Origin of the sequence: Pseudomonas sp. LG1E9 (assembly GCF_003290225.1) — a bacterium.
In the GTDB taxonomy this organism is placed as follows: domain Bacteria; phylum Pseudomonadota; class Gammaproteobacteria; order Pseudomonadales; family Pseudomonadaceae; genus Aquipseudomonas; species Aquipseudomonas cyclaminis.
This window is the reverse complement of sequence record NZ_CP029983.1, coordinates 1,707,720-1,734,452: the sequence shown is the minus strand read 5'-3', so window position 1 is coordinate 1,734,452 and position 26,733 is coordinate 1,707,720. Positions and strand designations below refer to the sequence as shown.

Sequence of the window (26,733 nt, the reverse complement as noted above, 5' to 3'; positions counted from 1 at the left end):
CTTAGTTACCCTTCTCTTCGAGGATTCGGTATTCGGCACTACGGGCGTGTGCGCTCAACGACTCACCACGAGCAAGCACCGACGCGGTCTTACCCAGTTCGGAAGCCCCTTGAGGCGAGCAGAAGATAATCGACGAACGCTTCTGGAAGTCATACACCCCCAGCGGCGAGGAGAAACGCGCAGTGCCGGAGGTCGGCAGCACGTGGTTCGGGCCGGCGCAGTAGTCACCCAGGGCTTCGCTGGTGTGGCGCCCCATGAAGATCGCACCGGCGTGGCGAATCGACGGCAGCCAGGCCTGTGGATCGGCCACGGACAGTTCCAGGTGCTCTGGTGCGATACGGTTGGCCACTTCGATAGCCTGCTCCATGTCGCGCACCAGGATCAACGCGCCACGGCCATTGATCGATTTCTCGATGATCTCGGCGCGGTCCATGGTCGGCAGCAGCTTGTCGATGCTGGCGGCCACCTTGTCGAGGAACTCGGCATCCGGGCTGACCAGAATCGCCTGGGCGTCCTCGTCGTGCTCGGCCTGGGAAAACAGGTCCATGGCGATCCAGTCCGGGTCGGTCTGGCCGTCGCACACCACGAGGATTTCCGAAGGGCCGGCAATCATGTCGATGCCGACCTGGCCAAAGACATGGCGCTTGGCGGTGGCCACGTAGATGTTGCCGGGGCCGACTACTTTATCGACCTTCGGCACGCTTTCAGTGCCATAGGCCAGGGCCGCGACGGCTTGGGCGCCACCGATGGTGAACACGCGGTCGACACCGGCGATGCAGGCCGCAGCCAGCACCAGCTCGTTGATTTCACCGCGAGGGGTTGGCACGACCATCACCACTTCGGTCACGCCGGCCACCTTGGCTGGAATTGCGTTCATCAACACCGATGACGGATACGACGCCTTGCCACCGGGGACGTACAGCCCCGCACGGTCCAGCGGCGTGACCTTCTGGCCCAACACAGTGCCGTCGGCCTCGGTGTAGCTCCAGGAGTCCTGTTTCTGCTTTTCGTGGTAGCTGCGCACACGCGCCGCCGCGACTTCCAGGGCTTCGCGCTGAGGCGCGGTGATGCGCGTCAGGGCCAGCTCCAGGCGTTCGCGGGGCAGAATCAGGTCGGACATGGAAGCAACGTCCAGGCCGTCGAACTGGCGGGTGAAATCCACCAGCGCCGTGTCACCGCGCTCGCGCACGGCCTTGATGATGTCGAGTACTCGCTGATTGACCGAGTCGTCGGACACGCTTTCCCAGCTCAGCAGATGATCCAGATGATGGGCGAAATCCGGGTCGGCAGCGTTGAGTCGGGCAATTGCGGTGGACGTGGTCATAGCGAGGGCCTCAATAGAATTGGCAAAAACTCAGGCGCCCTAAACTAGCAGTCGTTTCCGCTTGGGCACCTGAGAATTCTGGCTATGAGGCGGATAGACGGGCGTAGCTCTTCAGCTACGCGGGTAGGTCAACCGCGGTGTCGAGACTCCACTGCGGTGCGCAGGGTGTCGATCAACGCCTGGATACGAGCGTGCTGCATCTTCATCGACGCTTTGTTGACGATCAGGCGAGAGCTGATGTCGGCGATGAAGTCCTGTGGTTCGAGACCGTTGGCACGCAGGGTGTTGCCGGTGTCGACCACGTCTATGATCTTGTCGGCCAGGCCGATCAGGGGCGCGAGCTCCATCGAGCCGTAGAGCTTGATGATGTCGACCTGACGGCCTTGCTCGGCGTAGTAACGCTTGGCGACATTGACGAACTTGGTGGCCACGCGCAGGCGGCCCTTGGGCTCGACATCACCGACACGGCCCGCGGTCATCAGCTTGCACAGGGCAATGCGCAGGTCCAGCGGCTCGTACAGGCCCTGGCCACCGTATTCCATCAGCACGTCTTTACCGGCGACACCGAGGTCGGCCGCGCCATGCTCAACATAGGTCGGCACGTCGGTAGCCCGCACGATCAGCAGGCGAACGTCTTCCTGGGTCGTGGGGATGATCAGCTTGCGGCTCTTGTCCGGATTCTCGGTCGGCACGATGCCCGCTTCAGCCAGAAGCGGCAAAGTGTCGTCAAGGATGCGGCCCTTGGACAGTGCGATGGTCAACATGGGAAACGTCAGTCCTTCATCAGGCTATTGCTGTCCGGTCGCAAACGGCGCCAGACGCAGATCGAGGCCATGACAGCCTCGATTTGAAACAAATTCAGCATACTGCTTCTTTAATTTGTAGTGAGCGGGCTTGCCCCGCGCTGGGCTGCGAAGCGGCCCTAAAAATCTTGGGAGCGCTTCGCACTCCAGCGCGGGCGGTGCGACGATTCGACAAGCCCGCTCACTACAAACAGCAACTAGCCCGGTACGCGGCGGATTTTAGCGCCGAGCATCTGCAGTTTTTCTTCGATGCACTCGTAACCACGGTCGATGTGGTAGATGCGGTCGATCAGGGTGTCACCTTCAGCGATCAACGCCGAGATCACCAGGCTGGCCGATGCACGCAGGTCGGTGGCCATGACTGGCGCGCCCTTGAGCTTCTCGGTGCCCGTCACGATGGCGGTGTTGCCTTCTACCTGGATCTTCGCGCCCATGCGGTGCAGTTCGTACACGTGCATGAAGCGGTTTTCGAAGATGGTCTCGATCACGGCACCGGTGCCTTCGGCAATCGCGTTCAGCGAGATGAACTGCGCTTGCATGTCGGTCGGGAACGCCGGGTACGGAGCGGTCCGCACGTTAACGGCTTTTGGCCGCTTGCCGTGCATGTTCAGCTCGATCCAGTCTTCGCCGGTGGTGATTTCAGCGCCAGCTTCGCGCAGTTTTTCCAGGACCGCTTCCAGGATGGTCGGATCGGTGTCCTTGACCTTGACGCGACCACCGGTAACGGCGGCAGCAACCAGGTAGGTACCGGTCTCGATGCGGTCAGGCATGACCTTATAGGTGGCGGTGTGCAGACGCTCTACACCATCAATGGTGATGGTGTCGGTACCAGCACCGGCTACCTTGGCGCCCATGGCGTTCAGGAAGTTGGCCAGGTCGACTACTTCAGGCTCGCGCGCGGCGTTTTGCAGGACGCTGCGGCCTTTGGCCAGGGCAGCGGCCATCATGATGTTCTCGGTACCGGTCACGCTGACGGTATCAAAGAAGAAGTTAGCGCCACGCAGGCCGCCTTCCGGTGCCTTGGCCTTGATGTAGCCGCCTTCAACGTCAATGACTGCGCCCATGGCTTCCAGGCCACGGATGTGCAGGTCCACTGGACGCGAGCCGATGGCGCAACCGCCAGGCAGGGCGACTTCGGCTTCGCCGAAACGAGCAACCATAGGGCCGAGTACCAGAATCGACGCACGCATGGTTTTCACCAGTTCGTACGGGGCGATCAGGGTCTTGATGGTGCGCGGGTCGATTTCGACGGACAATTTCTCGTCGATCACCGGCTCAATGCCCATGCGACCGAACAGCTCGATCATGGTGGTGATGTCGTGCAGGTGCGGCAGGTTGGCCACGGTGACCGGGCCATCGCACAGCAGGGTCGCTGCCAGGATCGGCAAGGCAGAGTTTTTCGCACCGGAAATGCGAATCTCGCCATCAAGGCGGGCACCGCCGGTAATAATCAATTTATCCATAAGAATCTCGACGCCTTGGGGGCTCAGGTGCGCTCGGCCCAGGCCGCGCGGCTGAAAAATTTCATAGTGACCGCATGGATGCTGCCATCGGTGATCCACGGGTTCAAATGGGCATAGATCTGCTGCTGACGCTTGACTGGGCTCAATGCCGCCAGTTCATCGCTAATCACGTTCAGCTGGAAATTGCAGCCTTCGCCCTCAACTTCTACGCTCGTATCGGGCAGCTTTCCTTCGAGAAAGCTTTTAACTTCTAGGGCCTGCATGATCAACCTCTATCGGCGCCCAGTGCGCACGGGTCGCACATCATACAAAAAAGCCCCGCGCCTGCGAACCCCGCATAGCAGGACTCTGACGGGGGGCCTCAATGATAATGTGTATTAAGGATGCGCCAGCAGCTCGGTCAGACCCGAAACTTCGGCAATTTCACGCATGTCTTCGGGCAAAGCCCGGATGCTGACCTGCTTTTTCGCCGCTTCGGCGTCACGCATGAAGCACAACAGCAACGACAAACCGACACTGCTGGACTTGGTCACCGCCGAGCAATCGAGCACCAGCGCAGAAGCCGTGCTGGTCTTGATCAGCGCCTGACCCTGCTTGCGCAGGTCAGGCCCGGTGCGGTGATCCAGCACACCGCTGAGGAACAACTCGCCAGCGTCGCCGAGACGAATAGCCGACTCGGTCATTGCGCAGGCTTCCCGGCAGCTTTGTCGGTTTCTTCCTTGGCCTTGGCAACTTCACCGGCCCAACCATTGATGGTCTTGTCCAAGTCGTTGCCATTGCGCTGCATCGCGTCGGCGAACTGATCACGGAACAGCTTGCCAATGTTGATACCGTTGATGATCACGTTACGCAGTTTCCACTCGCCGTTGATCTTCTCCAGGGTGTACTGCACCGGGTAAACGGCGCCGTTGTTGCCCTTGACGCTCATGTTGACGCTGGTGCGATCACCGGATTCGTCACCGGCTGGAGCGACGGTAATACCCTGGTTGTTGTATTCCAGCAGGGCGTTGCCGTAGAACTGGAACAGGCCTTTCTTGAAGTTTTCCTGGAACGTCTGCATCTGCGCAGGTGTTGCCTTGCGCGAGTACTTGACGGTCATGATGCTGCGCGAAATACCCTCGGCGTCCACGACGGGGCCCACAATGGTATTGAGCGCGTCGTAAAACTTGCTCGGATCCTGCTTGTACTGTTCTTTATTGGCCGTCAGGTCAGCCAGCATCTTGCTGGTGGTGTCCTGCACCAGTTCGTGCGCAGAACCTGCCGCGCTGGCCATCAAGGGCAGTGCTGCAAGCAGTACCAGCAGGCCACGTCGCAAGGTAGAGATCATGAACAGATTCCTCATTTGGCGTCTTTATTGACCGTATTGAGCAAAAATTTTCCGATCAGGTCCTCAAGCACCAGCGACGACTGCGTGTCGTGGATGGTCGAACCATCCTTGAGCAGGGCTGTTTCCCCGCCCACGCTGACACCGATGTACTTCTCGCCCAGCAGCCCCGCAGTGAGGATAGATGCAGTGGAGTCGGTCGGCAGATTATCTACCTTCTTGTCCAACTGCATGGTCACTCGCCCGGTGAAGCTGTCGCGGTCCAGATCGATTGCCGTGACCTTGCCGATGGTTACACCGGCCATGGTCACTTTAGCTCTGACAGTCAAACCGGCGATATTGTCGAAGTATGCGTAAAGTTTATAAGTATCGGCGGTGGGGCTGGCCGAAAGGCCGCTGACTCGAAGAGCCAGCAACAGTAAAGCCAGGATGCCAGCCAGCAAGAAAAGGCCGACACCGATTTCCACAGTGCGGTTTTGCATCAGAAATCTCCAAACATCAAGGCGGTCAAAATGAAGTCAAGGCCCAGTACTGCCAGCGAGGCGTACACAACGGTCTTGGTGGTGGCGCGACTGATCCCTTCTGAAGTGGGCTCACAGTCATAGCCTTGGAATACGGCGATCCAGGTCACTACAAAGGCGAAGACGATGCTCTTTATAACGCCATTGAGCACGTCACCGCTAAAGGTCACGCTGTTTTGCATGTTGGCCCAGTAGGAGCCGTCATAGACACCCAGCCAGTCTACCGCCACCCACGAACCGCCCCAGATACCAACCACGCTGAAGATCATCGCCAGCAGTGGCAGGGAGATGAAGCCGGCCCACAGGCGCGGGGCAACAATGTATTTGAGGGGGTCCACGCCGATCATTTCGAGGCTGGACAGCTGTTCGGTGGACTTCATGTTGCCGATTTCGGCAGTCAACGCGGAGCCCGCACGACCGGCGAACAGCAACGCGGTCACCACCGGCCCCAGTTCACGCAGCAGCGTCAGGGCAACCATCTGCCCCACAGCCTGCTCCGACCCGTAGCTGGACAGGATATTGAAGCCCTGCAATGCCAGCACCATGCCGATGAAGACCCCGGAGACCACGATGATCACCAGGGACATCACGCCCACCGAATGCAGTTGCTTGAGCAACAGGCCAAAGCCGCCACCAATGCCACCGCGGCCGAGCAAGGCGTGAAACAGGAAAATCGTCGAACGACCCAGCACCTCGACGATGTCGATGCCCGAGCGACCGAAAAGGCGAACCTTTTCGATAAGAGATGTCTTGCGCATCAGCGCTTCCCCAGAAGATCTGAGCGGTAATCCGCTGCCGGAAAGTGAAAAGGCACAGGGCCATCGGGATCGCCAGTCATGAATTGGCGAATGCGCGGGTTATCGGCGTTCATCAGCTCTTCGGGCGTACCCTGCCCCAGCACCTGGCCATCGCCGACTACATAGAGGTAATCGGCAATGCTCGCGGTTTCTGCGAGGTCGTGGGACACCACGATACTGGTGATGCCCAGGGCGTCGTTGAGCAGACGGATCAGGCGAACCAGCACGCCCATGGCGATCGGGTCCTGACCGACGAAGGGCTCGTCGTACATGAGAATCTGCGGATCGAGCGCAATGGCGCGCGCCAGGGCCACACGACGCTTCATGCCACCGGACAGTTCGTCGGGCATCAGGTCAATGGCACCACGCAAGCCCACGGCCTGCAATTTCAGCAACACAATGTCACGAATCATTTCATCGGACAGCTGGGTGTGCACCCGCAGCGGGAACGCCACGTTCTCGAACACATCGAGGTCGGTAAACAGCGCACCGCTCTGGAACAGCACGCCCATGTGTTTGCGCGCATCGAACAGATCGCTGCGCGACAGCGTCGGCAGGTTCTGGCCGTTGACCCACACTTCGCCGGCGCTGGGGCGCAATTGCATGCCCATCAGCCGCAACAGGGTGGTCTTGCCGCAACCGGACGGCCCCATGATGCCCGTGACCTTGCCACGGGGAATGCGAATATCGACGTTATTGAAGATGCTGCGCGTCCCGCGCTTGAAGGTCAGTCCCTTCAGCTCGACCGCGTAGGCGTTATCGGCACTCATCTAAACTCCTTGGGATGCAGCCTCTCACTCAGACACCACGCATGCGACAAACGTTTGCAACGGCGACGCATATAGATAGCCTCATGGGCTGGGCGGACCGAACTGGCGGCGAACTATATCACTGCTGGTACAACGCGCCCAAGGCCGGAACGGCGCTAGTTCAGTTTCAGGACAGGGAAAAAACGTTGCCGACTGTGTTACTGAGGATCGATCTCAGGAACCCAAAGAACAAAGCCCGACGAACTTGCGTGAGGGAATTGATCATTACCGCTATAATCGCCGACTTTTCGTCAGGCTATACGATTTCAGACATGAGCCAATCCAGCGACCTTATTCAATCCGCACAACGCACCATCCGCCTCGAAGTCGAAGCCGTAGAAGGCTTGCTGGCCCATATCGACGCGGATTTCGTACGCGCCTGCGAGATGATTCTGGCCAGCAAAGGCCGCGTTGTCGTGGTCGGCATGGGCAAATCGGGCCACGTCGGCAACAAGATCGCCGCCACCCTGGCCAGCACCGGGACCACCGCATTTTTTGTGCATCCCGCCGAGGCGAGCCACGGCGACATGGGCATGATCACCAAGGATGACGTCATCCTGGCACTGTCCAACTCTGGCACCACCAACGAAATCGTGACCCTGCTGCCGCTGATCAAGCGTCTGGGCATCCAGATGATCAGCGTCACTGGCAATCCAGAGTCGACGCTGGCCAAGGCGGCCGAAGTGAATCTGAATGTTCATGTGGCCCACGAAGCCTGCCCGCTGAATCTGGCGCCGACTTCCTCCACCACCGCAGCCCTGGTCATGGGCGACGCCCTGGCCGTTGCGCTGCTTGAAGCCCGGGGCTTCACCGCTGAAGACTTCGCATTTTCCCACCCTGGTGGCGCACTGGGCCGCCGTCTGCTGCTGAAAGTGGAAAACGTCATGCACTCGGGCGATGAATTGCCCCACGTCCAACGCGGCACGTTACTGAAGGACGCGCTGATGGAAATGACCCGCAAGGGCTTGGGCATGACCGTGATCCTGGAAGCTGACGGGCGTCTGGCCGGGGTATTCACTGACGGTGACTTGCGCCGCACCCTGGACCGCACCATCGATATCCACACGGCGACCATCGACGCCGTGATGACCCCGCACGGCAAGACCGCCCGCCCTGAAATGCTGGCAGCCGAAGCCTTGAAGATCATGGAAGACCACAAGATCGGCGCCCTGGTGGTGGTCGATAGCGACGACCACCCGGTCGGCGCCCTGAACATGCACGACTTGTTGCGTGCGGGAGTGATGTAAATGACCAGCGACCTGTTGCAACGCGGCAAGAACATCAAGCTGGCGATTTTCGACGTTGACGGCGTGCTGACCGATGGTCGCTTGTACTTCCTCGAAGATGGCAGTGAATTCAAGACATTCAACACCCTCGACGGCCAGGGCATCAAAATGCTGATGGCTGCGGGCGTGCAGACCGCGATTATCAGCGGCCGGAAAACCCCCGTTGTGGAACGCCGAGCACAAAATCTGGGGATTCCTCACCTGTATCAGGGCCGCGAGGATAAACTGGTGGTTCTGGACGAGCTTCTTGGCCAACTCAACCTAAGCTATGAGCAGGTCGCCTACTTGGGCGATGATCTGCCCGACCTGCCGGTCATTCGCCGAGTGGGCCTGGGCATGGCCGTCGCCAATGCGGCGGCGTTTGTTCGCGAGCACGCCCATGGCATCACCTCTGCCCGTGGCGGCGAAGGTGCGGCCCGCGAGTTCTGCGAACTGATCCTGCGAGCCCAGGGCAGCCTTGAAGCGGCACACGCCGCCTACCTATAGAGCGTTTTATGCTGAGTAAAAAGATTCGCAACTTCCTGCTATTCGGGGTCATCGCCGCGCTGCTGCTCGCGGTGGGCTACTGGAATATCAGCCCGGGGCGCTTCCTCGACCAGCCTGCTGCACAGGTCGACGGAGGGGCTATCGACTATTACGCCACCAACGCCTATAGCGTGCAGTTCCTGCCCGATGGCAAGTTGCAGTACGAAATGACCTCGGACAAAGTCGAACACTTGAAGGCCACCGAAGTCACCCTGCTGACCAACCCGGACCTGAACCTGTACCGCGGCACCGAATTTCCGTGGCATGTCACCAGCAAGCGTGGCGAGGTGAACCCTGACGGCACCGAGGTAGAGCTGATCGACTCGGTACGCGTTGCACGCACGGACGCAAAAGACCGCGACACGGTGATTACCAGCAGTCGCATGACCGTATTCCCGCAGAAGCAATATGCGCAGACCGAGCAAGACGTTAGAATCGACGGCGCTGGCGGTGTATCGACTGGCAAGGGAATGAAAGCGTATTTGAAAGAAAGCAGGATACACCTGCTATCGAACGTAAGAGGACAGTATGAGGCTCGTTAAAACTCTCCCTATTTTGCTCGGTTTGGGCGCAGCACTGGGAAGCGTGAGCGCCTGGGCTCTGCCGAACGATAGCCAGCAACCGATCCACATCTCGGCTGACGATGCGCAACTCGATGACAAGCAAGGTGTTGCCACCTATACCGGCGGTGTGATCATCACCCAAGGGTCGATGAAAATCACCGGCAATACCGTGACACTGACGCGCACCCAAGCCGGTGATATCGACGTCGTGACCTCGGTTGGCAACCTGGCTTACTTCGAACAGAAGCAGTCCGCGACCGACACCGGCCCGATGAAGGGCTACGGCAAGACCATCCAGTATCACGCGCAACAGAATCGCATTGTGCTGATCGACCAGGCCAAGGTGCTCAGCCCCGATGGCAACTCCACGGAAGGTGAAAAGATCACCTATGACACCGTGAAACAGATCGCCAACGCCGGCCGCGCCAATGGCAGCAAGGTGACCGCACCGCGTCCGCGTATCGACATGGTTATCCAGCCGAAGAAGAAGGCCGAGTAATGGCAACCCTGAAAGCCCAGCATCTGGCCAAGGCCTATAAAAGCCGTCAGGTCGTGCGCGACGTCAGCCTGTCGATCGACAGCGGCCAGATCGTCGGCTTGCTCGGCCCCAACGGCGCAGGCAAGACCACATGCTTCTACATGATCGTCGGCCTGGTCCAGGCGGATCAGGGTCGCGTACTGATCGACGACCTGGATGTCAGCCACCAGCCAATGCACGGTCGTGCCCGCGCCGGTATCGGTTATCTTCCGCAAGAAGCGTCGATCTTCCGCAAACTGTCGGTTGCCGACAACATCATGGCCATCCTTGAAACCCGCAAGGAACTGGACCGTGACGGCCGCCGCCAGGAACTGGAAAGCCTGCTGCAGGAATTCCACATAAACCACATTCGCGACAACCTTGGCATGAGCCTGTCCGGTGGTGAGCGGCGTCGCGTGGAAATCGCCCGTGCCCTGGCCACTGCCCCCAAGTTCATCCTGCTGGACGAACCGTTTGCCGGCGTCGACCCTATCTCGGTTGGCGATATCAAGCAGATCATCCATCACCTCAAGGCCAAGGGCATCGGTGTATTGATCACCGACCACAACGTGCGTGAGACCCTCGATATCTGCGAAACCGCTTATATCGTCAACGATGGACAACTGATCGCCGAGGGCGACTCCGCTACCATCCTGGCCAATGAACTGGTCAAGGAAGTGTACCTGGGTCACGAGTTTCGCCTGTAAACCCGCCTGTAATAACAAGGCGGTGGCAGGTCGTTTGCCCGATGCGCGGGAGTCAATAAGAACCTCCGGTTTTTTATTGTTACCGCGCTCTAGGCAAAGCCCTCGATATCAGGCATATAATTTGCTTATGTTTGGCGCTCACGCGCCCTGTCGTGGATGGCGCATTGCGCCGGCGAATAAGGTGTTAAGCCCCTGCCATGAAACCATCGCTAGTCCTGAGAATGGGCCAGCAGCTGACGATGACACCGCAGCTGCAACAGGCCATCCGCCTGCTCCAATTGTCGACCCTGGACCTGCAACAGGAAATCCAGGAGGCCCTGGAGTCCAATCCGATGCTCGAACGCCAGGAAGAAGGCGACGACTTCGATAACGCAGACCCGTTGGCCGACAACATCGAGCAAAAACCCAACGCGGACGTGCAGGAACCGTCCTACCAGGAAACTGCCCCTACGGTGGACAACCTGGAGGAAGGCGATTGGAACGAACGCATCCCCAACGAGCTTCCAGTAGATACCGCCTGGGAAGACGTCTACCAGACCAGCGCCAGCAGCCTGCCCAGCAACGACGATGACGAGTGGGACTTCACCACCCGCACCTCCGCCGGTGAAAGCCTGCAGAGCCATCTGCTGTGGCAACTGAACCTCGCACCGATGTCTGATACCGATCGACTGATCGCCGTCACCTTGATCGACTGCATCAACAACCAGGGTTACCTGGACGAGACGCTCGAAGAAATTCTGGAGGCTTTCGACCCGGAACTGGACATTGAGCTGGACGAAATTGAAGCGGTGCTGCACCGCATCCAGCAGTTCGAGCCGGCCGGCATCGGCGCCCGTACCCTGAGCGAATGCTTGCTGTTGCAACTGCGCCAGCTGCCAGCCAAGACGCCATGGCTCGCTGAGGCCCAGCGCCTGGTTACCGACTACATCGACCTGCTGGGCAGCCGCGACTACAGCCAACTGATGCGTCGCATGAAGCTCAAGGAAGACGACCTCCGCCAGGTCATCGAGCTGGTGCAGAGCCTGAACCCGCGTCCGGGCTCGCAGATCGAGTCGAGCGAAGCCGAGTACGTGGTGCCCGATGTAATCGTGCGCAAAGACAACGAGCGCTGGCTGGTTGAGCTGAACCAGGAGTCTGTGCCGCGCCTGCGCGTCAACCCGCAATATGCCGGCTTTGTACGCCGGGCCGACACGAGTGCCGACAACACCTTCATGCGCAACCAGCTGCAGGAAGCCCGCTGGTTCATCAAGAGCCTGCAGAGCCGCAACGAAACCTTGATGAAAGTGGCCACCCAGATCGTCGAGCATCAGCGCGGCTTCCTGGAATACGGCGACGAAGCAATGAAGCCTCTGGTCCTGCACGACATCGCCGAGGCGGTAGGCATGCACGAATCGACAATTTCACGCGTGACCACGCAAAAATTCATGCATACCCCACGGGGTATTTATGAGTTGAAATATTTTTTCTCCAGCCATGTAAGCACCTCCGAAGGCGGCGAATGCTCGTCAACGGCGATCCGCGCGATCATCAAAAAACTGGTTGCTGCGGAAAATCAGAAAAAGCCGTTGAGTGACAGCAAGATCGCTGGTTTACTGGAGGCACAAGGCATTCAGGTCGCCCGTCGAACCGTCGCCAAGTACCGCGAATCCCTTGGGATCGCGCCTTCCAGCGAGCGCAAGCGTTTGATGTGACGGGCGGGCCACAGCGTTCCAGTGACGGGTATTCCTACCCGTCGCTTTATGCACTGGCAACGAAGGAGAAGCTGTATGCAAGTCAACATCAGTGGACACCATGTAGAAGTCACCCCTCCCCTGCGCGAGTATGTCGAGCTGAAGCTGAAACGCCTGGAGGGGCATTTTGACAAAATCACCAACGTGCAAGTCATCATGAAGGTCGACAAGCTTCAGCAGAAAGTTGAGGCGACCCTGCAGATTCCCGGTGGCGAAGTAGTCGCCAATGCCGAGCATGAGGACATGTATGCATCAATTGATGCCTTGACTGACAAGCTTGACCGCCAACTTAAAAAGCATAAGGAAAAGCAGCAGAGCCTTCTTAATGGCACTGGCCGCTAACACCCCCAACCCATGATCCGACTTGAAACCATCCTGACCCCCGGCCGTTCCCTCGTGAACGTGCCGGGCGGCAGCAAGAAGAAAGCCCTCGAACAAATTGCCAACCTGATCAGCAGCCAAGTGCCTGAGCTGGAGATGCAAGATGTCTTCGAGGCTCTGATTGCCCGTGAAAAACTCGGCTCGACCGGTTTTGGCAACGGCATCGCCATTCCTCACTGTCGCCTCAAAGGCTGCGAAACACCTGTCAGCGCCCTGCTGCACCTGGACGCCCCTATCGATTTCGACGCCATCGACGGTGCCCCGGTCGACCTGCTGTTTGTTCTGCTGGTCCCGCAGGCCGCCACCGATGCGCACCTGGAACTGCTTCGGCAGATCGCCAGCATGCTTGACCGCAAGGAAGTACGCGACAAACTGCGCAGTGCCAGCAGCAACGAGGCGCTGTACCAAGTTGTCCTGGATGAGCAAAACGGGCAGTAACCATGCGTTTGATCATCGTCAGCGGCCGCTCCGGCTCGGGTAAAAGCACCGCCCTCAACGTTCTTGAGGACAATGGCTTCTATTGCATCGACAACCTGCCTGCCGGCCTGCTGCCAGAGCTGGCGGAACGTGCTCTGATCCACACCGAGCTGGCGCAACCCCTGGTTGCCGTTTCGATCGACGCCCGCAACCTGCCGAGCCACCTCTCGCGATTCCCGGAATTGCTGGAAGAAGTGCGCGCCAAGCACATCCATTGTGATGTGCTGTACCTCGATGCCGACGAAGAGACGCTGTTAAAGCGCTTCTCCGAAACCCGCCGGCGCCACCCGCTCAGCAGCCCCCACCGCTCCCTGGCCGAAGCCATCGAGGACGAAACCAAGTTGTTGGGGCCGATCATTGACCTCGCCGACCTCAAGATCAACACCACCAGCCTTAACCTGTATCAACTGCGCGATGCCATCAAGCTGCGCCTGCTGAATCAGCCGGAGCCTGGCACGGCGTTTCTTGTCGAGTCCTTTGGGTTCAAACGCGGCATGCCAGTGGATGCGGACCTCGTGTTTGACGTGCGCTGCCTGCCCAACCCTTATTGGAAACCGGAATTGCGTGACCAGTCAGGGCTGGATCTACCCGTAGCCGAGTACCTGGCCGCGCAGCCGGATGTGGAGGAGATGTTTCAGGACATCTCCAGTTACCTGCTCAAATGGCTGCCGCGCTTTGCTGCCAGCAACCGGGCCTATGTCACCATTGCCATTGGCTGCACCGGTGGTCACCACCGCTCCGTATACCTGACCGAGCGCCTGGGCCTGGTACTGCAACAAACCCTCAAGAACGTCCAGGTTCGCCACCGCGACCTCAGCTGAAAGGAACACCTTCGCGATGCCCGCTCTGGAAATTGAAATCATCAACAAGCTGGGCCTGCACGCCCGCGCCTCAGCCAAATTTGTCGGCGTTGCCGGGCAGTTCCCCTGTCAGATCAGGGCAGGGCGTACACCGGAAAGCATGGTCGATGGCAAAAGCATCATGGCAATGATGATGCTGGCGGCCGGTAAGGGCACCAAGATTCACTTGAAAACGGAAGGCGAACAGGAACAGGAAGCGATGGATGCCCTGGTGGCACTGATCAATAACTTCTTTGACGAGGGTGAGTAACCTCACCCTTTGAGGTAGGCGTGAAGCCGCAACGGCTTCACCCCAAGGCAGTATCCATCACCATCATCAAACAAAACCCGATACACAATCCCAGACTGGCGAGTTTTTCATGGCCATTGCGCCGTGACTCAGGGATGACCTCATGGGTCACCACCAACAACATCGCCCCAGCGGCCAATGCCAAACCCAACGGCAACAGCACTTCGGCCAGGCTCACCAACCAGGCGCAGAGCACGGCAAACACCGGCTCCACCAAGCCTGACGCAGCGCCAATCAGAAACGCCCTGGCCCGCGACATGCCTGCCCCGGCCAACACCAACGCAATCACAAGACCTTCGGGCACATCCTGCAGGGCAATGCCCATGGCCAGGCTATCGGCGTCCGGCATGCCACCGCCCGCCGAGACGCCAACCGCCATGCCTTCGGGGATGTTGTGGGCAATGATGGCGAACACGAACAGCCAGATTCGCGGCGGGATCACCGGTTTATCCGGCGTGCCCACCAACATTTCCGGACTGGCGCCGGAGACCTTGCGGTCAACCAGATACAGTCCGAATGCCCCTGCCATGATGCCGAAACTAATCAACCCGCCCGCCCCCCAGGGCGTAAGCCCCAGGCTTTCGGCAGCGGCGATGCCTGGCACCACCAGCGAAAAGGCGGTGGCGGCCAACATCACGCCCGCCCCAAAGCCCAGCAAGGTATCGCTCACGGCCACCGGCATCCGCCGAATCACCAATACAGGAACCGCGCCCAGCGCGGTGCCGAGCGCGCAGATCGCACCGCCCTGCAAGGCGCGCAAGATACGCGGTTGCAGGTCCAGCCAGGCCAGCCCGTGGGCCACCAGCAATGCAGTACCTGCCAGTAGCAGCAGCGAGCCCAGCGCATAACGAAACATCCGCACGCTGCCGATCGCCAGTGTTTCAGTGCCCATAGTCGGCCTTAGATCTTGTTATGGAGGTCAATGTCAGGCCAAAGCAGCCTGATAGCGTGCGGCAACTTCTGGCCAGTTGATAACACTGTAGAAGGCATTGATGTATTCCGGGCGGCGGTTCTGGTAGCGCAGGTAGTAAGCGTGCTCCCACACGTCGAGGCCGAGGATCGGCGTGTTGCCGTTCATCAACGGGCTGTCCTGGTTACCGCTGCTTTCCACGACCAGGGTCTTTTGCGGGGTAACGCTCAGCCAGGCCCAACCGCTGCCGAAGCGGGTCAACGCAGCTTTGGTGAAAGCCTCCTTGAAGCTTTCAAAACCACCGACTTGCTCGTCAATTGCCTTGCCCAGCGCGCCTTCAGGCTTACCGCCCCCCTGAGGTGACATCACCGCCCAGAACAGCGAGTGGTTAGCGTGGCCGCCACCTTGATTGATCACCGCTGCGCGCAGTTTTTCCGGCAGTTGCTGCACGCTGGACACCAGTTTTTCTACCGGCCAGTCGGCGAACTCGGTGCCCTCGACCGCGGCGTTAAGATTGTTGATGTAGGTCTGGTGATGCTTGGTGTAGTGAATTTCCATGGTTTGCGCATCGATATGCGGTTCCAGGGCATCGTAGGCATAAGGCAAGGCAGGCAAGGTGTAAGTCATATCAATGTACTCCGTATTGAGGCGTGGTCGGTTGCGCCGCAGTACCGCCCAGCAAGCGATGGGTGCGCGGGTATTCGCCGTGATCGCTGATGAAATTCAACAGTTCGACGTAAGTCTTGCTGCTCTGGCGCAGGGCCGCTTCCCGCAGTTGCGGGCTCAAGCGCGCGTCCTGCATGGTCTGCAGCAAGCGCTGGTGAATGGCGCAGAGGTACTCGGCGCTTTCCTCAGGCTGATTCAGGCGCAAGTGCAGATCCGCCAGGTTGTGATGTGAAATGACGCAGGCCGCCACTGCTTCGTCGGCATCTGCCCAGCGTTCGAACAACACTTGAGCCAGGGCCAGGGCTTGCAAATAGGCCTCGCGAGCGTCGACCAGTTCGCCCTGCATAAAGCAGCGATTAGCCCGTTCGATCGTGCGTTTCCAGTGCTCCATATGAGCCTCCAAAGCAGAGTCGGTGATTACACGCCGCCGGCCGTAAGCTTTTCCGGATCCAACAGGATTTCCAGTTGGCTACGGGACAAGTCGGTGTGTTCAAGGGCGACATCAATCACTGGACGGCCCTGCTGATAGGCCTTCTTGGCGATTTCAGCAGCCTTTTGGTAACCAATGATCGGGTTGAGCGCGGTGACCAGAATCGGGTTGCGCGACAGCGCTTCCTTGAGCTTGGCCTCATTGACCTTGAAGCTGGCGATGGCTTTGTCCGCCAGCAGGCGACTGGCGTTGGCCAACAGTTCGAGGCTGCTGAGCAGGTTCTGGGCGATGATCGGCAGCATCACGTTCAGCTCGAAGTTGCCGGATTGGCCGGCAACAGTGATCACCGTGTCATTGCCGATGACTTGGGCAGCCACCATGGCAGTCGCTTCCGGGATGACCGGGTTGACCTTGCCGGGCATGATCGAAGAACCCGGTTGCAGGCCTTCCAGCTCGATTTCACCCAGGCCGGCGAGTGGGCCGGAGTTCATCCAGCGCAGGTCATTGGCGATTTTCATCAACGATACGGCGGTGGCTTTCAGTTGGCCGGAAACAGCCACGGCCGTGTCCTGGGAGCCAATCAGCGCAAACAGGTTTTTGCCCGGGGTGAATTTCACATCCGTCAGGCTGCTGAGCTGTTGACTGAAACGCGCCGCGAATTCCGGGTGCGCGTTGATCCCCGTGCCCACCGCAGTGCCGCCTTGGGCGAGGGCCTGCAGGCTTGGCAGCAGGTCTTGTAGATGACCGATATTGGCCTTGAGTTGCTGCGCCCAACCATTGAGTACCTGACTCATACGCACTGGCATGGCGTCCATCAAATGCGTGCGGCCGGTCTTGATGAACGGGTGGACTTCTTCAGCCTTATGCTCGATCACCTGCACCAGGTGCAACAGCGCCGGCAGTGTTTGCTCGTGCAATACCAGCGCCGCACTGACGTGGATGGTTGTAGGAATGATGTCGTTGCTGCTTTGGCCGCAGTTGACGTGATCGTTCGGGTTGACCGCCTCGCCGAGCAGACGGCTGGCGAGGGTCGCAATCACTTCGTTGGCGTTCATGTTGGAACTGGTGCCGGAACCGGTCTGGAAGATATCCACCGGGAAGTGCTGCATGAAGTCGCCTTCCAGCAGACCTTGGGCAGCATCGACGATGGCCTTGCCCTGCCCTTCGCTGATTTGCTTGAGGTCGATATTAACCTTGGCGGCAGCAACCTTTGCCAGGATCAGTGCGCGAATGAACTGCGCCGGCATGCGTTGGTGGCTGATCGGAAAGTTATTCACCGCGCGCTGGGTCTGTGCGCCATACAGGGCCTCGGCAGGTACTTGCAGTTCGCCCATGCTGTCGCGTTCGATACGGGTGTTAGGGTCTGCCATCACTTATTTCCTGTGTCGCGTTGAGGTCTGAAAGCGGGCCAGGCAAGGCGCAGTCCGCTGGTAATGGTTGTTCCCTTGCCAAGGACTGCAACGCAGCCTGGCCCGCTTTCAGACACAACCCGAAGGGCCGGGCCTGCAATAGCGCTGGCCCGGCGCGGCACAGGAAATAAGTGATGGCAGACCCTAATCATCGGAGGATCCTTGCACCAGGTCAGAAACAGAAAGGGAAGGCAGCAATTGGCAGGTCGCCAATTGCCAGGCAAAGGTCTGCCAGCGCTTGAGGCGACAGGCACAGTGGGAGAGTTTTTCCAGATCGCGCAGCGGGCGCCACGCCTGGTCCAGGCAGGTGGATCGCCAATGCCACGGCAAGGCGATATCACTGGCGGTGTCGATCAACAGGCGGAATGACGTTTCGGCGATCGTCCACGGATGGGTTGCGGTGCAACACGCCAGATATCGACCCTCATTGAGGTAATGTTCGATCAGGCGAGGTTCATTGGGATCGAGGCCGCAGCGAATCTGACGACTCATCCAGCGCCAGCTTTCCAGATACGGATCCTCATGCAGGACAGAACTCATGATCCACACTCATTCGGTAATGATATTTATTATTAAATGATATTGAGAATCAAAGCAACGCTGACACAGTAATCCGTTTTCGAGAAGGCATAAAAAAAGCGCGCTATCGACGAGATAGCACGCTTTTTTTGTAACGCGTAGATTAGCTGCCGGCGACAGTCATCCGCTCGATCAATACCGAGCCTGTGCGGATATTACTGCGCAGTTCCAAGTCATTACCCACCGCAACAATCTGCTTGAACATATCGCGCATATTGCCAGCAATGGTCACTTCCTGGACGGCGAACTGGATCTCGCCGTTTTCCACCCAGAAGCCCGCCGCGCCACGGGAATAATCCCCGGTGACCATATTCAGGCCGTGGCCCATCAACTCGGTCACCAGCAGGCCACGTCCCATCCGCCGCAACAGCGCCGCCTGGTCTTCGTCGCCATGGGTCACGAACAGGTTATGCACGCCGCCGGAGTTGGCCGTGCTTGGCAGGCCGAGCTTGCGGCCTGAGTAGGTGCCCAACACGTAGGAAACCAGCTCACCGTTTTCGACGAACGGCTTGGCATACGTGGCCAGGCCATCGCCATCGAACGCCGAGCTGCCCATGGCGCGCATCAAGTGTGGGCGCTCATCGATGGTCAGCCACTCGGGAAACAGCTTCTGGCCGATTGCACCTTCCAGGAACGACGACTTGCGGTACAGATTGCCGCCGGAGATCGCCCCCAGAAAACTGCCAAACAAACCGCCCGCCAACTCCGCCGAAAACAGCACCGGTACTTCGCAGGTAGGCACCGGGCGCGCACCCAGGCGGCTCGCGGCACGCTGTGCAGCGCGCTGGCCAATGCTGACCGGGTCGGCCAGCAATTCACCCTGGCGGCTCACGTCATACCAGTAATCACGCTGCATCTGGCCATTGGCCTCGGCAATCATCACGCAGCTGAGGCTGTGGCGAGTGGACGCATATCCGCCGATAAACCCGTGGCTGTTGCCGTATACGCGACAACCCTGGTGCGTGTTCAATGTGGTGCCATCTGCGTTCTTGATGCGGGCATCAGCGTCGAACGCGGCGGCTTCACAGGTCAGAGCCAGCTCAATAGCCTGCTCAGGCGTGATGTCCCAGGCGTGGAACAGATCGAAGTCCTTCAAGTCCTTGGCCATCAGCGCTTTGTCTGCCAGACCTGAGCTCTCATCTTCAGAGGTGTGCTTGGCAATCGCCAACGCGGCTGCAACCGTCTCGCGGATCGCTTCCGGGCCACTGGCAGAGGTACTGGCCGAGCCTTTGCGCTGCCCCGAGTACAAGGTGATACCAAAGCCTTGGTCGCGGTTGAATTCGACGGTTTCCACTTCCCGCTGACGCACCGACGTCGACAACCCTTGCTCCAGCGACACCGCGACTTCACAGGCACTGGCCCCCTGGCGCTTGGCCTCGGCAAGGATCTGCTCGACTTGTTCCTGAAGTGCCGGTAACGCTTGCGGACCGACGCTTTGGGCTGCACTCATGGTTTTCTCCACTCAAATTCTGCTTTCGGTTAAGGCCATCGAGCGACCGGGCCGGACAAGCGGCCCCCGACTGGTTATCATGGCGGCGTTTCTTTGCGGACTTCCACCATGGTTGATTCTTACGACGACTCCCTCGATGGGGAGAAAAGCAAAACCCAGGTCAAACGTGAGCTGCATGCTCTGGTTGACCTTGGCGAGCGCCTTACAACGCTCAAGAAAGACTTGATTGCAAAACTGCCACTGACCGACGAAATGCGCCGGGCGCTTGCAGACGCACCCAAGCACACCGCGAATATCGCGCGTAAACGGCACATCATGTTTATCGGCAAGCTCATGCGCGATCAGGACACTGACGCCATTCTGGCCTTGCTCGATCAAACCGATGCCTCCACTCGCCAGTACAACGAACGTTTCCATAACCTGGAACGTTGGCGTGACCGCCTGATCTCGGGCGATGACGCCGTGCTGGAGAAATTCGTGTTGGACTACCCGGATGCGGACCGCCAGCAACTGCGCTCCCTGATCCGTCAAGCCCAGCACGAGCAGGCCCATAACAAGGCGCCAGCCACCAGCCGTAAAATCTTCAAATACATCCGTGAGCTGGACGAGACTCAACGCGGACTGCGTTGATGCCCTTCCCCGGGTGGCGATCTTCGCCACCCGAAGCTCCATCCCTTACGACCCCGTGCCACCTACGGTGATCGCATCAATTTTCAGCGTTGGCTGGCCCACACCGACCGGCACCGACTGACCATCTTTCCCGCACATACCCACGCCGCTGTCCAGCGCCAGGTCGTTGCCGACCATCGATACCTTGCTCATGGCTTCCGGCCCGTTGCCAATCAATGTCGCCCCTTTGACCGGCGCGGTAATCTTGCCGTCTTCGATCAGATACGCCTCGCTGGTGGAGAACACGAACTTGCCGCTGGTGATATCCACCTGGCCGCCGCCGAGGTTGGCGCAGTAGATACCGCGTTTTACCGAGGCGATGATTTCCGCCGGGTCGCTTTCGCCACCGAGCATGTAGGTGTTGGTCATGCGCGGCATCGGCAGGTGCGCGTAGGACTCACGGCGACCGTTACCGGTGCGCGCCACACCCATCAGGCGGGCATTGAGCTTGTCCTGCATGTAGCCCTTGAGCACACCGTTTTCAATCAAGGTGGTGCATTCAGTAGGTGTGCCTTCGTCATCGACGCTCAACGAGCCACGACGACCGGCCAAGGTGCCGTCATCGACAATGGTGCAGAGCTTGGACGCAACCATCTCGCCCATGCGCCCGCTATAGGCAGAACTGCCCTTGCGGTTGAAGTCACCTTCGAGGCCGTGGCCCACAGCTTCGTGGAGCAACACTCCAGACCAGCCCGAACCCAGTACCACCGGAAGCGTACCCGCCGGGGCCGGAATGGCTTCCAGGTTCACCAGCGCCTGGCGCAGTGCTTCACGGGCATAGCCCATCGCACGATCTTCGGTGAGGAAATAACGGTAGTCCGTACGCCCGCCGCCGCCATGCCCGCCGCGCTCGCGGCGGCCGTTCTGTTCAACGATCACGCTGACATTGAAGCGCACCAGCGGCCGCACATCTGCCGCCAGGCCGCCGTCAGTGGACGCGACAAGGATTCGCTCCCACACACCGGCCATGCTCACGGTGACCTGTTGGATACGTGGGTCCAGGGCACGGGTGGCTGCGTCGATACGCTTGAGCAGGTCAACCTTTTCGGCACGGCTGATCACTTCAAGTGGGTTATCCGGCGCGTATAACTGGGCCACGTCCTGGGTGCTGAACGCCTGCACCGTGCCATTCTGGCCGGCGCGGGAGATCGAACGCGCCGCACGGGCGGCGAGGCCAAGCGCCTCCAGCGTGATCGCATTGCTGTAGGCAAAACCGGTCTTTTCACCGGATTGCGCCCGCACGCCGACACCCTGGTCGAGGTTGAAACTGCCTTCCTTGACGATGCCGTCTTCCAGGGCCCAGGATTCGGAAATCTGTCCCTGGAAATACAAGTCGGCGGCGTCGATGCCAGGCCCGGCGAGATCGCCCAGCACGGTTTGCAAGCTTTCGATGGTCACGCCACCGGGTGCCAGGAGGTGTTCACTGACTGAGGACAACAACTCGCTCATAGGTTTGGCCTTAAATTCATCGTTCTGAGGCAGGTCGCTGTGCGCCCTGCGAGAAAAAGCGCCGATGGTTGACCACCGGCATGCGCGCCCGTATCGACGCCTGTTCACTGCTATCGCGCTCGGCCAGCAACACCGCTTCGCCTTGATCCTGTTGTGTCAGCACACGCCCCCACGGGTCGACAATCGCGGCATGACCATGGGTTTCCCTTGGCCCCGGATGCACACCGCCTTGGGCGGCCGCCAGCACATAGCACTGGGTTTCAATGGCTCGCGCACGTATTAGCACATCCCAGTGCGCAGCACCGGTCACTGCGGTAAAGGCCGAGGGTGCGGTAATCAATTCAGCTCCCGCCGCACGCAGCTCGCTGTACAGCTCGGGAAAGCGCAGGTCGTAACACACCGTCAGGCCCAAACGGCCGACCGGTGTGTCCGCCACCACCACATTGCTCCCGAAAGCATAGTCGTCGGACTCCCGATAGCGACCCCGGGCATCCGCCACATCCACATCAAATAAATGCAGCTTGTCGTAACGGGCGACGATTTCGCCGCGATCGTCGATCAGCAGTGAGCAGGCATTGGATTTGGCGTGGGGTTGACCGTCAGGCGGCAACGGCAATGTGCCAGCCACTATCCATAAGGTGAGGTCGCGGGCGGCCTGTTTCAACCATGGCAGGATCGGACCTTCGCCCAGAGCCTCGGCGCGACCGATGTCCGCCACGTCGCGGCGACCCATGGCGGCAAAGTTTTCCGGCAGCACCGCCAGCTTGGCCCCGCCCTCGGCGGCTTGTTCCAACAAGCGCCGAGCCTGGGCCAGATTGGCCAGCACGTCGCTCTGGCTGACCATTTGAATTACCGCGAAGGACATGGGCCGACACTCCGTATGGACATTTACCAAAAAAAAGAGAGCCCCATGCTACTCCGCAGGCTCTCAGTTTGGTTTTTCAAATGGCTTGTCGAAGGTGATTTTTGGATCCTTCCACGGCCCTTCCACCTTGTATTGGACGCTGGCAAAACGCGAGACACGGTCACCGATCAGCTTGTCGATCAGGAACAACGCCCCGCCAATGGCGGGCGCGCCGACGATCAGCGCTGCGATCGGCAGGTTGTTGGTCACCGGCAATGTCACCAACAGCTTGGCATCGACGCGATCAGCCACCAGGTCCAAAGTACCGTTGAGTTCCAGGTTGCTCGACGGCCCGGTCAGCGTGATCGGCTCACGAGTGACGAACACACCATCGCTCGCTGCCAGCAGGCCTTTGACCCGGTCGTAACTCAACCCCTTGCCGAGCAGATCGGAGAAATCCAACCGCAGGCGGCGCCCGATGGAGTTGAAGTTGAGCAGGCCGAACACGCGCAGCGCCCGGGCACCCCCTTCCACTTCAACAAACTGACCTTTGCGAAACGCTGCATCCAGGCTACCGGAAAAGCGCTTCGGCCCGACCCAAGCCGGCGAACCCGGCCAACGTCCGTCCACATCCAGATGGAAGTCTTCGCTGGTGACCGTGGGCGCATATCCCCAGCCCTTGAGCACATCGGCGATGTTCTTGCCGTCCAGACGGCCTTTGTACCAACTGCTGCTGGTCCCCGCAGCGCCTTCCCATCCGCCGGCGCCCTTGAGCTGCATGCCCTTCAGGCCCAGGTCCAGATCGCTGAAAGCCAGGCCTTTGGTGGTTGGACGGATTTTCAGCGACCATGCACCCACCAGATCGGGCCCCTGGAACAGTTGCGCAATGGCGATATCCAGCGCCGGAATGTCTTTTGGATCAATGCTGGCCAACGGGTCCGGCGCGTTTTCATCAGCCTGCACCGTCGGGTCCACCGCGGGTAATTTTACGTATTGCAGGTTGACTGCAATCGGCGCGCCCTTGGCATCCGGCAAGCTGACGCTGCCCTTGGCCTGCTGGCTGTCGAACTGCATGCCCCAGGCGGCGGGTTTTCGGTCCAACTGCAGACTGACCTGATCGAACTGAGTGCCCAAACCGGTGAGTTTGCCTATCTTGAAGTCGGCACCGCTGAGCAGTTGCTTTGCACTGCCGCCCGGGTCGTTGCCGGCATACCGGTTGACCAGTTTTTTCCATGGGTCGATGTCCAGCTCCGAGAGCACCCCACGAATACGCAAGCCCTTGGCGGCGGGCAGCACGGCGTCGCCATCGCCGAGGAACAACTCGCCACGGCCATCATTGAATTTGTCCGGCGGCGCGGCAAAGGTGAAATTGGCCAGCTCGCCGTAATCAAACCAGTAGCGGCGCTCGGCGCCCTGCAAGGTCATGCGGAACACGCTGTCACGCCCCTGGCTGGCTGGCATGCCGAACGGCGCCGGCAGGTCCACTGCAACGCCCTTGAGGTTGGAGCTGACCATTAGTTGGCTGTCGGCACCGTCCAGGTTGAGTTGCAACTGGTACGGGATATCGCCGGACACCGGCAACGGCTGGCTGATTTTCAACCAATCCGTCAACCGCTTGACCGTCACCTGCCCCCTGGCGGCGACACGGGTGCTGATATTGCCCGGTTTGCCGTCGGCAAAAATCTGCGCAGTGATCGGCCGATCAAACGCCTGGGCCGTGATTTTCTCGCCACTCAGGCCCTTGGCACTGTCGAAGCGGAAGTTGCCCTTGAGCTGGGTCAGGTCAAGGGTCGGCTCAGCCAGTTGCAGGCGCGCATTGTCGGTCTGGAAATCCACCACGATCTTGGGCTCGATGCCTTTGGCCAGCGGAACGTCCAAGTCCAATTTGCCTTGCAGGTCACCTTCGCCTTTCCAGCCCGCGAAGGTGGAAGCAGTGCCAATCGGCGCTTCCTGGAGAATCTTCAGCCCATCACCCAAGCCGCCGGCAAAACCACCCGTGAGCAGCAGATGGCTTTCCTTGCCGGACGGTGCGTGGGGAATATTGACGTAGATGTCATTGACTTTGGTATCCAGCAACTGACCCTTGCTGGCCAGGATGCGCACGCCGGTCTCTTCGACAAACACCTCACCCTTGACCTTGCTCACATGGGGCCAGCCCGGCTGGAACGCCAATTCGGCGTCATGCACCTTGAAGAACAGGCTGATGTTGCGCGCAGCCGGCAACGCGTCGTGGTTCAGCGAACCCTGGTACTGGAAGAAACCTTGATCCACCGCGCCCTTGAGAATCGCCGTGCGCAGCCACTCATCCAGGGCTGGGCTCAACACCGCTGGCAGGTACTTGGCAGTGAAACGCCCATCGCCGTCGACCATGCCGACCCGCAGGTCCATATAGTCTTCCTGGCTGTGGTCGAAATGCAGGCGGATCAGGAAGTCCGCAGCGATCTTGCCCTCTTCTCCCAGCACCTTGATGTACGGGGCGATCAGGGTGAAGCCTTCTTTGTCCAGCTTCCAGGTCAGGCGCGCATTGGCCTGAAGGTACTGCCAGGGCTTGGCGAAGATTGGATCGAGGTGCAGGGAAAAATCCTTGCTGTCCATGCGCAACTCGCCACCGCCAAGGTCCCCGCTGATGCTGCCGGACACGTTTCGCGCCGCCGGTGCGCCGAAATAGGCGTCGAAGCCGACCCGCTCAAGGTTGGCGGCAAAACTGACTTTTTGATCGGTGGTGTCTTCAGGGCGAAAATCCACCAGCACATTACGTAGCAGGCCGGTGGCCTTCAGATGTTCGAGGGTCTTGGCGAAACCTTCGGGCAGCGGCGCCAGGGCGTTGAGCAACGGCGTGATCGGGGTCAGGTCGAGGCGGTCCGCCTGCAGCTTCCAGACTTCCTGCGCCTTGTCGGTGGCCAGGGTCTGCTGCAATTGCAGGCGCGACTCCCAACGGGTTTCGCCCAGGCTCATCGCCAGCGAATCAAACAGCACCTTAAGGCCGGTATCACTGCGTTGCAGGTAAGCCGTGAGGGCAAGGTTTTCGATGTGCACCGGCTTGCGCTCGGCGTAGCGGCCCTTCAGCTGTGGCGAGTTGAGACGTACCACCGCACTTTGCACAGTGCCTTTGCTCCAGTTCAGCCAGAACTCACCGCCGGCCTTGAACTGCGAAAGTGTCCACTGCTGGGTCAGCCTGGCCGGGATCCACTTGGCCCAGTCGCTCTGCGGCAGGCTGAGGTAGGCCTGAATCTCAGCGTCCTTCCATTGACTGGCACGAATGCGGCTGCGCAGGCTGAGCGCCAGGGGCTGGCCGTCCGGCAAGGTCAGGCGTGCGTCCAGGCGTTGACGGGTGATGCCGGTGTGCAAGCTCAGGCCCACGTAGGTCAATGTGACCGGTGCCTGATCGAACGGTTGCAAGGTGACCTGGCTGTCGAGCAAGGACACGCGCTTGACCATCTGCATGCGCTTGAGTAACTGCTGCGGATCCAGCGGCTGATCGTCCTGCACCGGCAGGCCCTGAAGCGCCCAATGGCCGTCCTTGTCTTCCTTGGCGCTCAGTTGCAGGCCACTGACCTGCAGGTGCGAAAGACGCACCTCACGCGCCATCAGGCTGTCCCAGATAGCCGGCACCACCTCGACCTGATCCAGGCGCAAGGCACTGCTGCCCTCGCCGACCATCACATCATGGGCCAGCAGCACCGGTGCGAAACCGCTCCAGCGCCCTTCAAGGCTGCCGATGTGCAGTGGCATGCCCACCGCCGCCTGGGCCTTGGCTTCGACTTCGGCGCGGTATTCAGCCACCAGCGGGGTCAATTCACGACCCAGGCTCACATACACCGCAGCCAATACCAGCAGCAAGGCACAGAGGCCCAGGCCCCAACGGGTCAAAGCGGCAAAAAAGCGTATCAGACGCTCCATGTCAGGCGACCCTCAAGGCAGTAGGCGGACGGCAGATCAAGGTCTGCCCGT

Annotated in this window: 29 protein-coding genes; 11 read left to right on the top strand and 18 right to left on the bottom strand. The window is 59.8% G+C overall.

From position 1 onward, the window contains the following. Position 1 precedes the first annotated feature (1 nt). The 9 genes from hisD to DNK50_RS08100 all read right to left on the bottom strand — a co-directional run bounded on the left by hisD (position 2) and on the right by DNK50_RS08100 (position 7,002). Positions 2-1,324 (bottom strand): histidinol dehydrogenase, encoded by a 1,323-nt coding sequence (hisD, locus tag DNK50_RS08140; RefSeq protein ID WP_112193493.1) that lies wholly within the window; start codon positions 1,322-1,324, stop codon positions 2-4. A gap of 128 nt (positions 1,325-1,452) precedes the next feature. Continuing rightward, positions 1,453-2,088, bottom strand: coding sequence for an ATP phosphoribosyltransferase (hisG, locus tag DNK50_RS08135; RefSeq protein ID WP_099587130.1), 636 nt, complete (start codon positions 2,086-2,088; stop codon positions 1,453-1,455). A 236-nt stretch (positions 2,089-2,324) separates the two neighbouring features. Further along, the gene (murA, locus tag DNK50_RS08130) at positions 2,325-3,590 is read right to left on the bottom strand and encodes a UDP-N-acetylglucosamine 1-carboxyvinyltransferase (RefSeq protein ID WP_099587129.1); all 1,266 of its coding nucleotides are present in this window, start codon (positions 3,588-3,590) and stop codon (positions 2,325-2,327) included. A 23-nt stretch (positions 3,591-3,613) separates the two neighbouring features. Beyond that, the gene (locus DNK50_RS08125; RefSeq protein WP_099587128.1) at positions 3,614-3,853 is read right to left on the bottom strand and encodes a BolA family protein; all 240 of its coding nucleotides are present in this window, start codon (positions 3,851-3,853) and stop codon (positions 3,614-3,616) included. 114 nt (positions 3,854-3,967) lie between these two features. After that, positions 3,968-4,273 carry a lipid asymmetry maintenance protein MlaB gene (locus tag DNK50_RS08120; protein WP_112193491.1) on the bottom strand — a complete coding sequence of 102 codons (306 nt, stop codon included), beginning with the start codon at positions 4,271-4,273 and terminating at the stop codon, positions 3,968-3,970. Continuing rightward, entirely contained in the window at positions 4,270-4,917 is a 648-nt protein-coding gene (locus DNK50_RS08115) for a phospholipid-binding protein MlaC (RefSeq protein ID WP_112193489.1), read from the bottom strand. The genes DNK50_RS08120 and DNK50_RS08115 overlap by 4 nt, the downstream gene beginning before the upstream one ends. An 11-nt stretch (positions 4,918-4,928) precedes the next feature. Further along, positions 4,929-5,396, bottom strand: coding sequence for an outer membrane lipid asymmetry maintenance protein MlaD (gene mlaD, locus DNK50_RS08110; protein ID WP_003171814.1), 468 nt, complete (start codon positions 5,394-5,396; stop codon positions 4,929-4,931). After that, positions 5,396-6,193, bottom strand: a complete 798-nt coding sequence (mlaE, locus tag DNK50_RS08105; protein WP_099587125.1) for a lipid asymmetry maintenance ABC transporter permease subunit MlaE — start codon at positions 6,191-6,193, stop codon at positions 5,396-5,398. Before mlaE ends, mlaD begins: the two co-directional genes overlap by 1 nt. Continuing rightward, positions 6,193-7,002, bottom strand: a complete 810-nt coding sequence (locus tag DNK50_RS08100; protein WP_003171811.1) for an ATP-binding cassette domain-containing protein — start codon at positions 7,000-7,002, stop codon at positions 6,193-6,195. The genes mlaE and DNK50_RS08100 overlap by 1 nt, the downstream gene beginning before the upstream one ends. 311 nt (positions 7,003-7,313) lie before the next feature. On the opposite strand from DNK50_RS08100, the gene DNK50_RS08095 reads away from it, so the two are divergent. The 10 genes from DNK50_RS08095 to DNK50_RS08050 all read left to right on the top strand — a co-directional run bounded on the left by DNK50_RS08095 (position 7,314) and on the right by DNK50_RS08050 (position 14,337). Next, positions 7,314-8,288, top strand: a complete 975-nt coding sequence (locus DNK50_RS08095) for a KpsF/GutQ family sugar-phosphate isomerase (RefSeq protein ID WP_099587124.1) — start codon at positions 7,314-7,316, stop codon at positions 8,286-8,288. Further along, entirely contained in the window at positions 8,289-8,813 is a 525-nt protein-coding gene (locus DNK50_RS08090; RefSeq protein WP_058414321.1) for an HAD family hydrolase, read from the top strand. A gap of 8 nt (positions 8,814-8,821) precedes the next feature. Beyond that, positions 8,822-9,394 carry an LPS export ABC transporter periplasmic protein LptC gene (gene lptC / locus DNK50_RS08085; RefSeq protein WP_099587123.1) on the top strand — a complete coding sequence of 191 codons (573 nt, stop codon included), beginning with the start codon at positions 8,822-8,824 and terminating at the stop codon, positions 9,392-9,394. Then, positions 9,381-9,914: a lipopolysaccharide transport periplasmic protein LptA gene (gene lptA, locus DNK50_RS08080; protein ID WP_027604809.1), complete on the top strand. Its 534-nt coding sequence runs from the start codon at positions 9,381-9,383 to the stop codon at positions 9,912-9,914. The genes lptC and lptA overlap by 14 nt, the downstream gene beginning before the upstream one ends. After that, the gene (lptB, locus tag DNK50_RS08075; RefSeq protein ID WP_004372092.1) at positions 9,914-10,639 is read left to right on the top strand and encodes an LPS export ABC transporter ATP-binding protein; all 726 of its coding nucleotides are present in this window, start codon (positions 9,914-9,916) and stop codon (positions 10,637-10,639) included. Before lptA ends, lptB begins: the two co-directional genes overlap by 1 nt. Positions 10,640-10,836: 197 nt before the next feature. Continuing rightward, positions 10,837-12,330: an RNA polymerase factor sigma-54 gene (locus DNK50_RS08070; protein ID WP_099587122.1), complete on the top strand. Its 1,494-nt coding sequence runs from the start codon at positions 10,837-10,839 to the stop codon at positions 12,328-12,330. 75 nt (positions 12,331-12,405) lie between these two features. Continuing rightward, positions 12,406-12,711, top strand: coding sequence for a ribosome hibernation-promoting factor, HPF/YfiA family (gene hpf, locus DNK50_RS08065; protein WP_099587121.1), 306 nt, complete (start codon positions 12,406-12,408; stop codon positions 12,709-12,711). A 12-nt stretch (positions 12,712-12,723) separates the two neighbouring features. Continuing rightward, positions 12,724-13,188, top strand: a complete 465-nt coding sequence (gene ptsN, locus DNK50_RS08060) for a PTS IIA-like nitrogen regulatory protein PtsN (RefSeq protein WP_027604813.1) — start codon at positions 12,724-12,726, stop codon at positions 13,186-13,188. A 2-nt stretch (positions 13,189-13,190) separates the two neighbouring features. Further along, positions 13,191-14,048, top strand: coding sequence for an RNase adapter RapZ (gene rapZ, locus DNK50_RS08055; protein WP_112193487.1), 858 nt, complete (start codon positions 13,191-13,193; stop codon positions 14,046-14,048). A gap of 16 nt (positions 14,049-14,064) precedes the next feature. After that, a complete protein-coding gene (locus tag DNK50_RS08050) occupies positions 14,065-14,337 on the top strand; it encodes an HPr family phosphocarrier protein (protein ID WP_003216108.1) in 273 nt (90 codons plus the stop codon). Positions 14,338-14,374: 37 nt separating this feature from the next. Here the strand turns inward: DNK50_RS08050 and DNK50_RS08045 are convergent, their stop codons facing one another. From DNK50_RS08045 to pmbA, 6 genes are all read right to left on the bottom strand, one after another. Further along, a complete protein-coding gene (locus DNK50_RS08045) occupies positions 14,375-15,268 on the bottom strand; it encodes a ZIP family metal transporter (RefSeq protein ID WP_112193485.1) in 894 nt (297 codons plus the stop codon). A gap of 33 nt (positions 15,269-15,301) precedes the next feature. Then, a complete protein-coding gene (locus DNK50_RS08040) occupies positions 15,302-15,913 on the bottom strand; it encodes a superoxide dismutase (protein ID WP_112193483.1) in 612 nt (203 codons plus the stop codon). A 1-nt stretch (position 15,914) separates the two neighbouring features. Then, positions 15,915-16,343, bottom strand: a complete 429-nt coding sequence (locus tag DNK50_RS08035; RefSeq protein ID WP_099587116.1) for a hypothetical protein — start codon at positions 16,341-16,343, stop codon at positions 15,915-15,917. A 26-nt stretch (positions 16,344-16,369) separates the two neighbouring features. Further along, positions 16,370-17,752, bottom strand: a complete 1,383-nt coding sequence (locus tag DNK50_RS08030) for an aspartate ammonia-lyase (RefSeq protein ID WP_112193480.1) — start codon at positions 17,750-17,752, stop codon at positions 16,370-16,372. A 183-nt stretch (positions 17,753-17,935) separates the two neighbouring features. Beyond that, positions 17,936-18,331, bottom strand: coding sequence for a FagA protein (locus DNK50_RS08025; RefSeq protein ID WP_099587114.1), 396 nt, complete (start codon positions 18,329-18,331; stop codon positions 17,936-17,938). Positions 18,332-18,473: 142 nt separating this feature from the next. Further along, the gene (gene pmbA, locus DNK50_RS08020) at positions 18,474-19,820 is read right to left on the bottom strand and encodes a metalloprotease PmbA (protein WP_099587113.1); all 1,347 of its coding nucleotides are present in this window, start codon (positions 19,818-19,820) and stop codon (positions 18,474-18,476) included. Positions 19,821-19,928: 108 nt separating this feature from the next. Between pmbA and yjgA the strand changes: the two genes are divergently transcribed. After that, entirely contained in the window at positions 19,929-20,450 is a 522-nt protein-coding gene (gene yjgA / locus DNK50_RS08015) for a ribosome biogenesis factor YjgA (protein WP_017138246.1), read from the top strand. Between the two features lie 45 nt (positions 20,451-20,495). Here yjgA and tldD read toward each other — a convergent pair whose 3' ends face one another. The 3 genes from tldD to DNK50_RS08000 all read right to left on the bottom strand — a co-directional run bounded on the left by tldD (position 20,496) and on the right by DNK50_RS08000 (position 26,682). Then, entirely contained in the window at positions 20,496-21,938 is a 1,443-nt protein-coding gene (gene tldD / locus DNK50_RS08010) for a metalloprotease TldD (protein WP_099587112.1), read from the bottom strand. A gap of 16 nt (positions 21,939-21,954) precedes the next feature. Beyond that, positions 21,955-22,803, bottom strand: coding sequence for a carbon-nitrogen hydrolase family protein (locus DNK50_RS08005; protein WP_112193478.1), 849 nt, complete (start codon positions 22,801-22,803; stop codon positions 21,955-21,957). A gap of 63 nt (positions 22,804-22,866) precedes the next feature. After that, the gene (locus tag DNK50_RS08000) at positions 22,867-26,682 is read right to left on the bottom strand and encodes a YhdP family protein (protein ID WP_112193476.1); all 3,816 of its coding nucleotides are present in this window, start codon (positions 26,680-26,682) and stop codon (positions 22,867-22,869) included. Positions 26,683-26,733: the final 51 nt, after the last annotated feature.

Bases quoted from the DNA above. Each gene is read 5' to 3' on its own strand.
- DNK50_RS08030 (WP_112193480.1), bottom strand. From the start codon at position 17,752: ATGGCAGACCCTAACACCCGTATCGAACGCGACAGCATGGGCGAACTG.
- DNK50_RS08115 (WP_112193489.1), bottom strand. From the start codon at position 4,917: ATGATCTCTACCTTGCGACGTGGCCTGCTGGTACTGCTTGCAGCACTG.
- DNK50_RS08040 (WP_112193483.1), bottom strand. From the start codon at position 15,913: ATGACTTACACCTTGCCTGCCTTGCCTTATGCCTACGATGCCCTGGAA.
- lptC (WP_099587123.1), top strand. From the start codon at position 8,822: ATGCTGAGTAAAAAGATTCGCAACTTCCTGCTATTCGGGGTCATCGCC.
- DNK50_RS08025 (WP_099587114.1), bottom strand. From the start codon at position 18,331: ATGAGTTCTGTCCTGCATGAGGATCCGTATCTGGAAAGCTGGCGCTGG.
- DNK50_RS08070 (WP_099587122.1), top strand. From the start codon at position 10,837: ATGAAACCATCGCTAGTCCTGAGAATGGGCCAGCAGCTGACGATGACA.
- murA (WP_099587129.1), bottom strand. From the start codon at position 3,590: ATGGATAAATTGATTATTACCGGCGGTGCCCGCCTTGATGGCGAGATT.
- mlaE (WP_099587125.1), bottom strand. From the start codon at position 6,193: ATGCGCAAGACATCTCTTATCGAAAAGGTTCGCCTTTTCGGTCGCTCG.
- DNK50_RS08120 (WP_112193491.1), bottom strand. From the start codon at position 4,273: ATGACCGAGTCGGCTATTCGTCTCGGCGACGCTGGCGAGTTGTTCCTC.
- DNK50_RS08100 (WP_003171811.1), bottom strand. From the start codon at position 7,002: ATGAGTGCCGATAACGCCTACGCGGTCGAGCTGAAGGGACTGACCTTC.
- DNK50_RS08045 (WP_112193485.1), bottom strand. From the start codon at position 15,268: ATGGGCACTGAAACACTGGCGATCGGCAGCGTGCGGATGTTTCGTTAT.
- tldD (WP_099587112.1), bottom strand. From the start codon at position 21,938: ATGAGCGAGTTGTTGTCCTCAGTCAGTGAACACCTCCTGGCACCCGGT.
- hisG (WP_099587130.1), bottom strand. From the start codon at position 2,088: ATGTTGACCATCGCACTGTCCAAGGGCCGCATCCTTGACGACACTTTG.
- DNK50_RS08050 (WP_003216108.1), top strand. From the start codon at position 14,065: ATGCCCGCTCTGGAAATTGAAATCATCAACAAGCTGGGCCTGCACGCC.
- hisD (WP_112193493.1), bottom strand. From the start codon at position 1,324: ATGACCACGTCCACCGCAATTGCCCGACTCAACGCTGCCGACCCGGAT.
- ptsN (WP_027604813.1), top strand. From the start codon at position 12,724: ATGATCCGACTTGAAACCATCCTGACCCCCGGCCGTTCCCTCGTGAAC.
- DNK50_RS08005 (WP_112193478.1), bottom strand. From the start codon at position 22,803: ATGTCCTTCGCGGTAATTCAAATGGTCAGCCAGAGCGACGTGCTGGCC.
- lptA (WP_027604809.1), top strand. From the start codon at position 9,381: ATGAGGCTCGTTAAAACTCTCCCTATTTTGCTCGGTTTGGGCGCAGCA.
- lptB (WP_004372092.1), top strand. From the start codon at position 9,914: ATGGCAACCCTGAAAGCCCAGCATCTGGCCAAGGCCTATAAAAGCCGT.
- DNK50_RS08090 (WP_058414321.1), top strand. From the start codon at position 8,289: ATGACCAGCGACCTGTTGCAACGCGGCAAGAACATCAAGCTGGCGATT.
- DNK50_RS08125 (WP_099587128.1), bottom strand. From the start codon at position 3,853: ATGCAGGCCCTAGAAGTTAAAAGCTTTCTCGAAGGAAAGCTGCCCGAT.
- DNK50_RS08095 (WP_099587124.1), top strand. From the start codon at position 7,314: ATGAGCCAATCCAGCGACCTTATTCAATCCGCACAACGCACCATCCGC.
- pmbA (WP_099587113.1), bottom strand. From the start codon at position 19,820: ATGAGTGCAGCCCAAAGCGTCGGTCCGCAAGCGTTACCGGCACTTCAG.
- rapZ (WP_112193487.1), top strand. From the start codon at position 13,191: ATGCGTTTGATCATCGTCAGCGGCCGCTCCGGCTCGGGTAAAAGCACC.
- yjgA (WP_017138246.1), top strand. From the start codon at position 19,929: ATGGTTGATTCTTACGACGACTCCCTCGATGGGGAGAAAAGCAAAACC.
- mlaD (WP_003171814.1), bottom strand. From the start codon at position 5,396: ATGCAAAACCGCACTGTGGAAATCGGTGTCGGCCTTTTCTTGCTGGCT.
- DNK50_RS08000 (WP_112193476.1), bottom strand. From the start codon at position 26,682: ATGGAGCGTCTGATACGCTTTTTTGCCGCTTTGACCCGTTGGGGCCTG.
- DNK50_RS08035 (WP_099587116.1), bottom strand. From the start codon at position 16,343: ATGGAGCACTGGAAACGCACGATCGAACGGGCTAATCGCTGCTTTATG.
- hpf (WP_099587121.1), top strand. From the start codon at position 12,406: ATGCAAGTCAACATCAGTGGACACCATGTAGAAGTCACCCCTCCCCTG.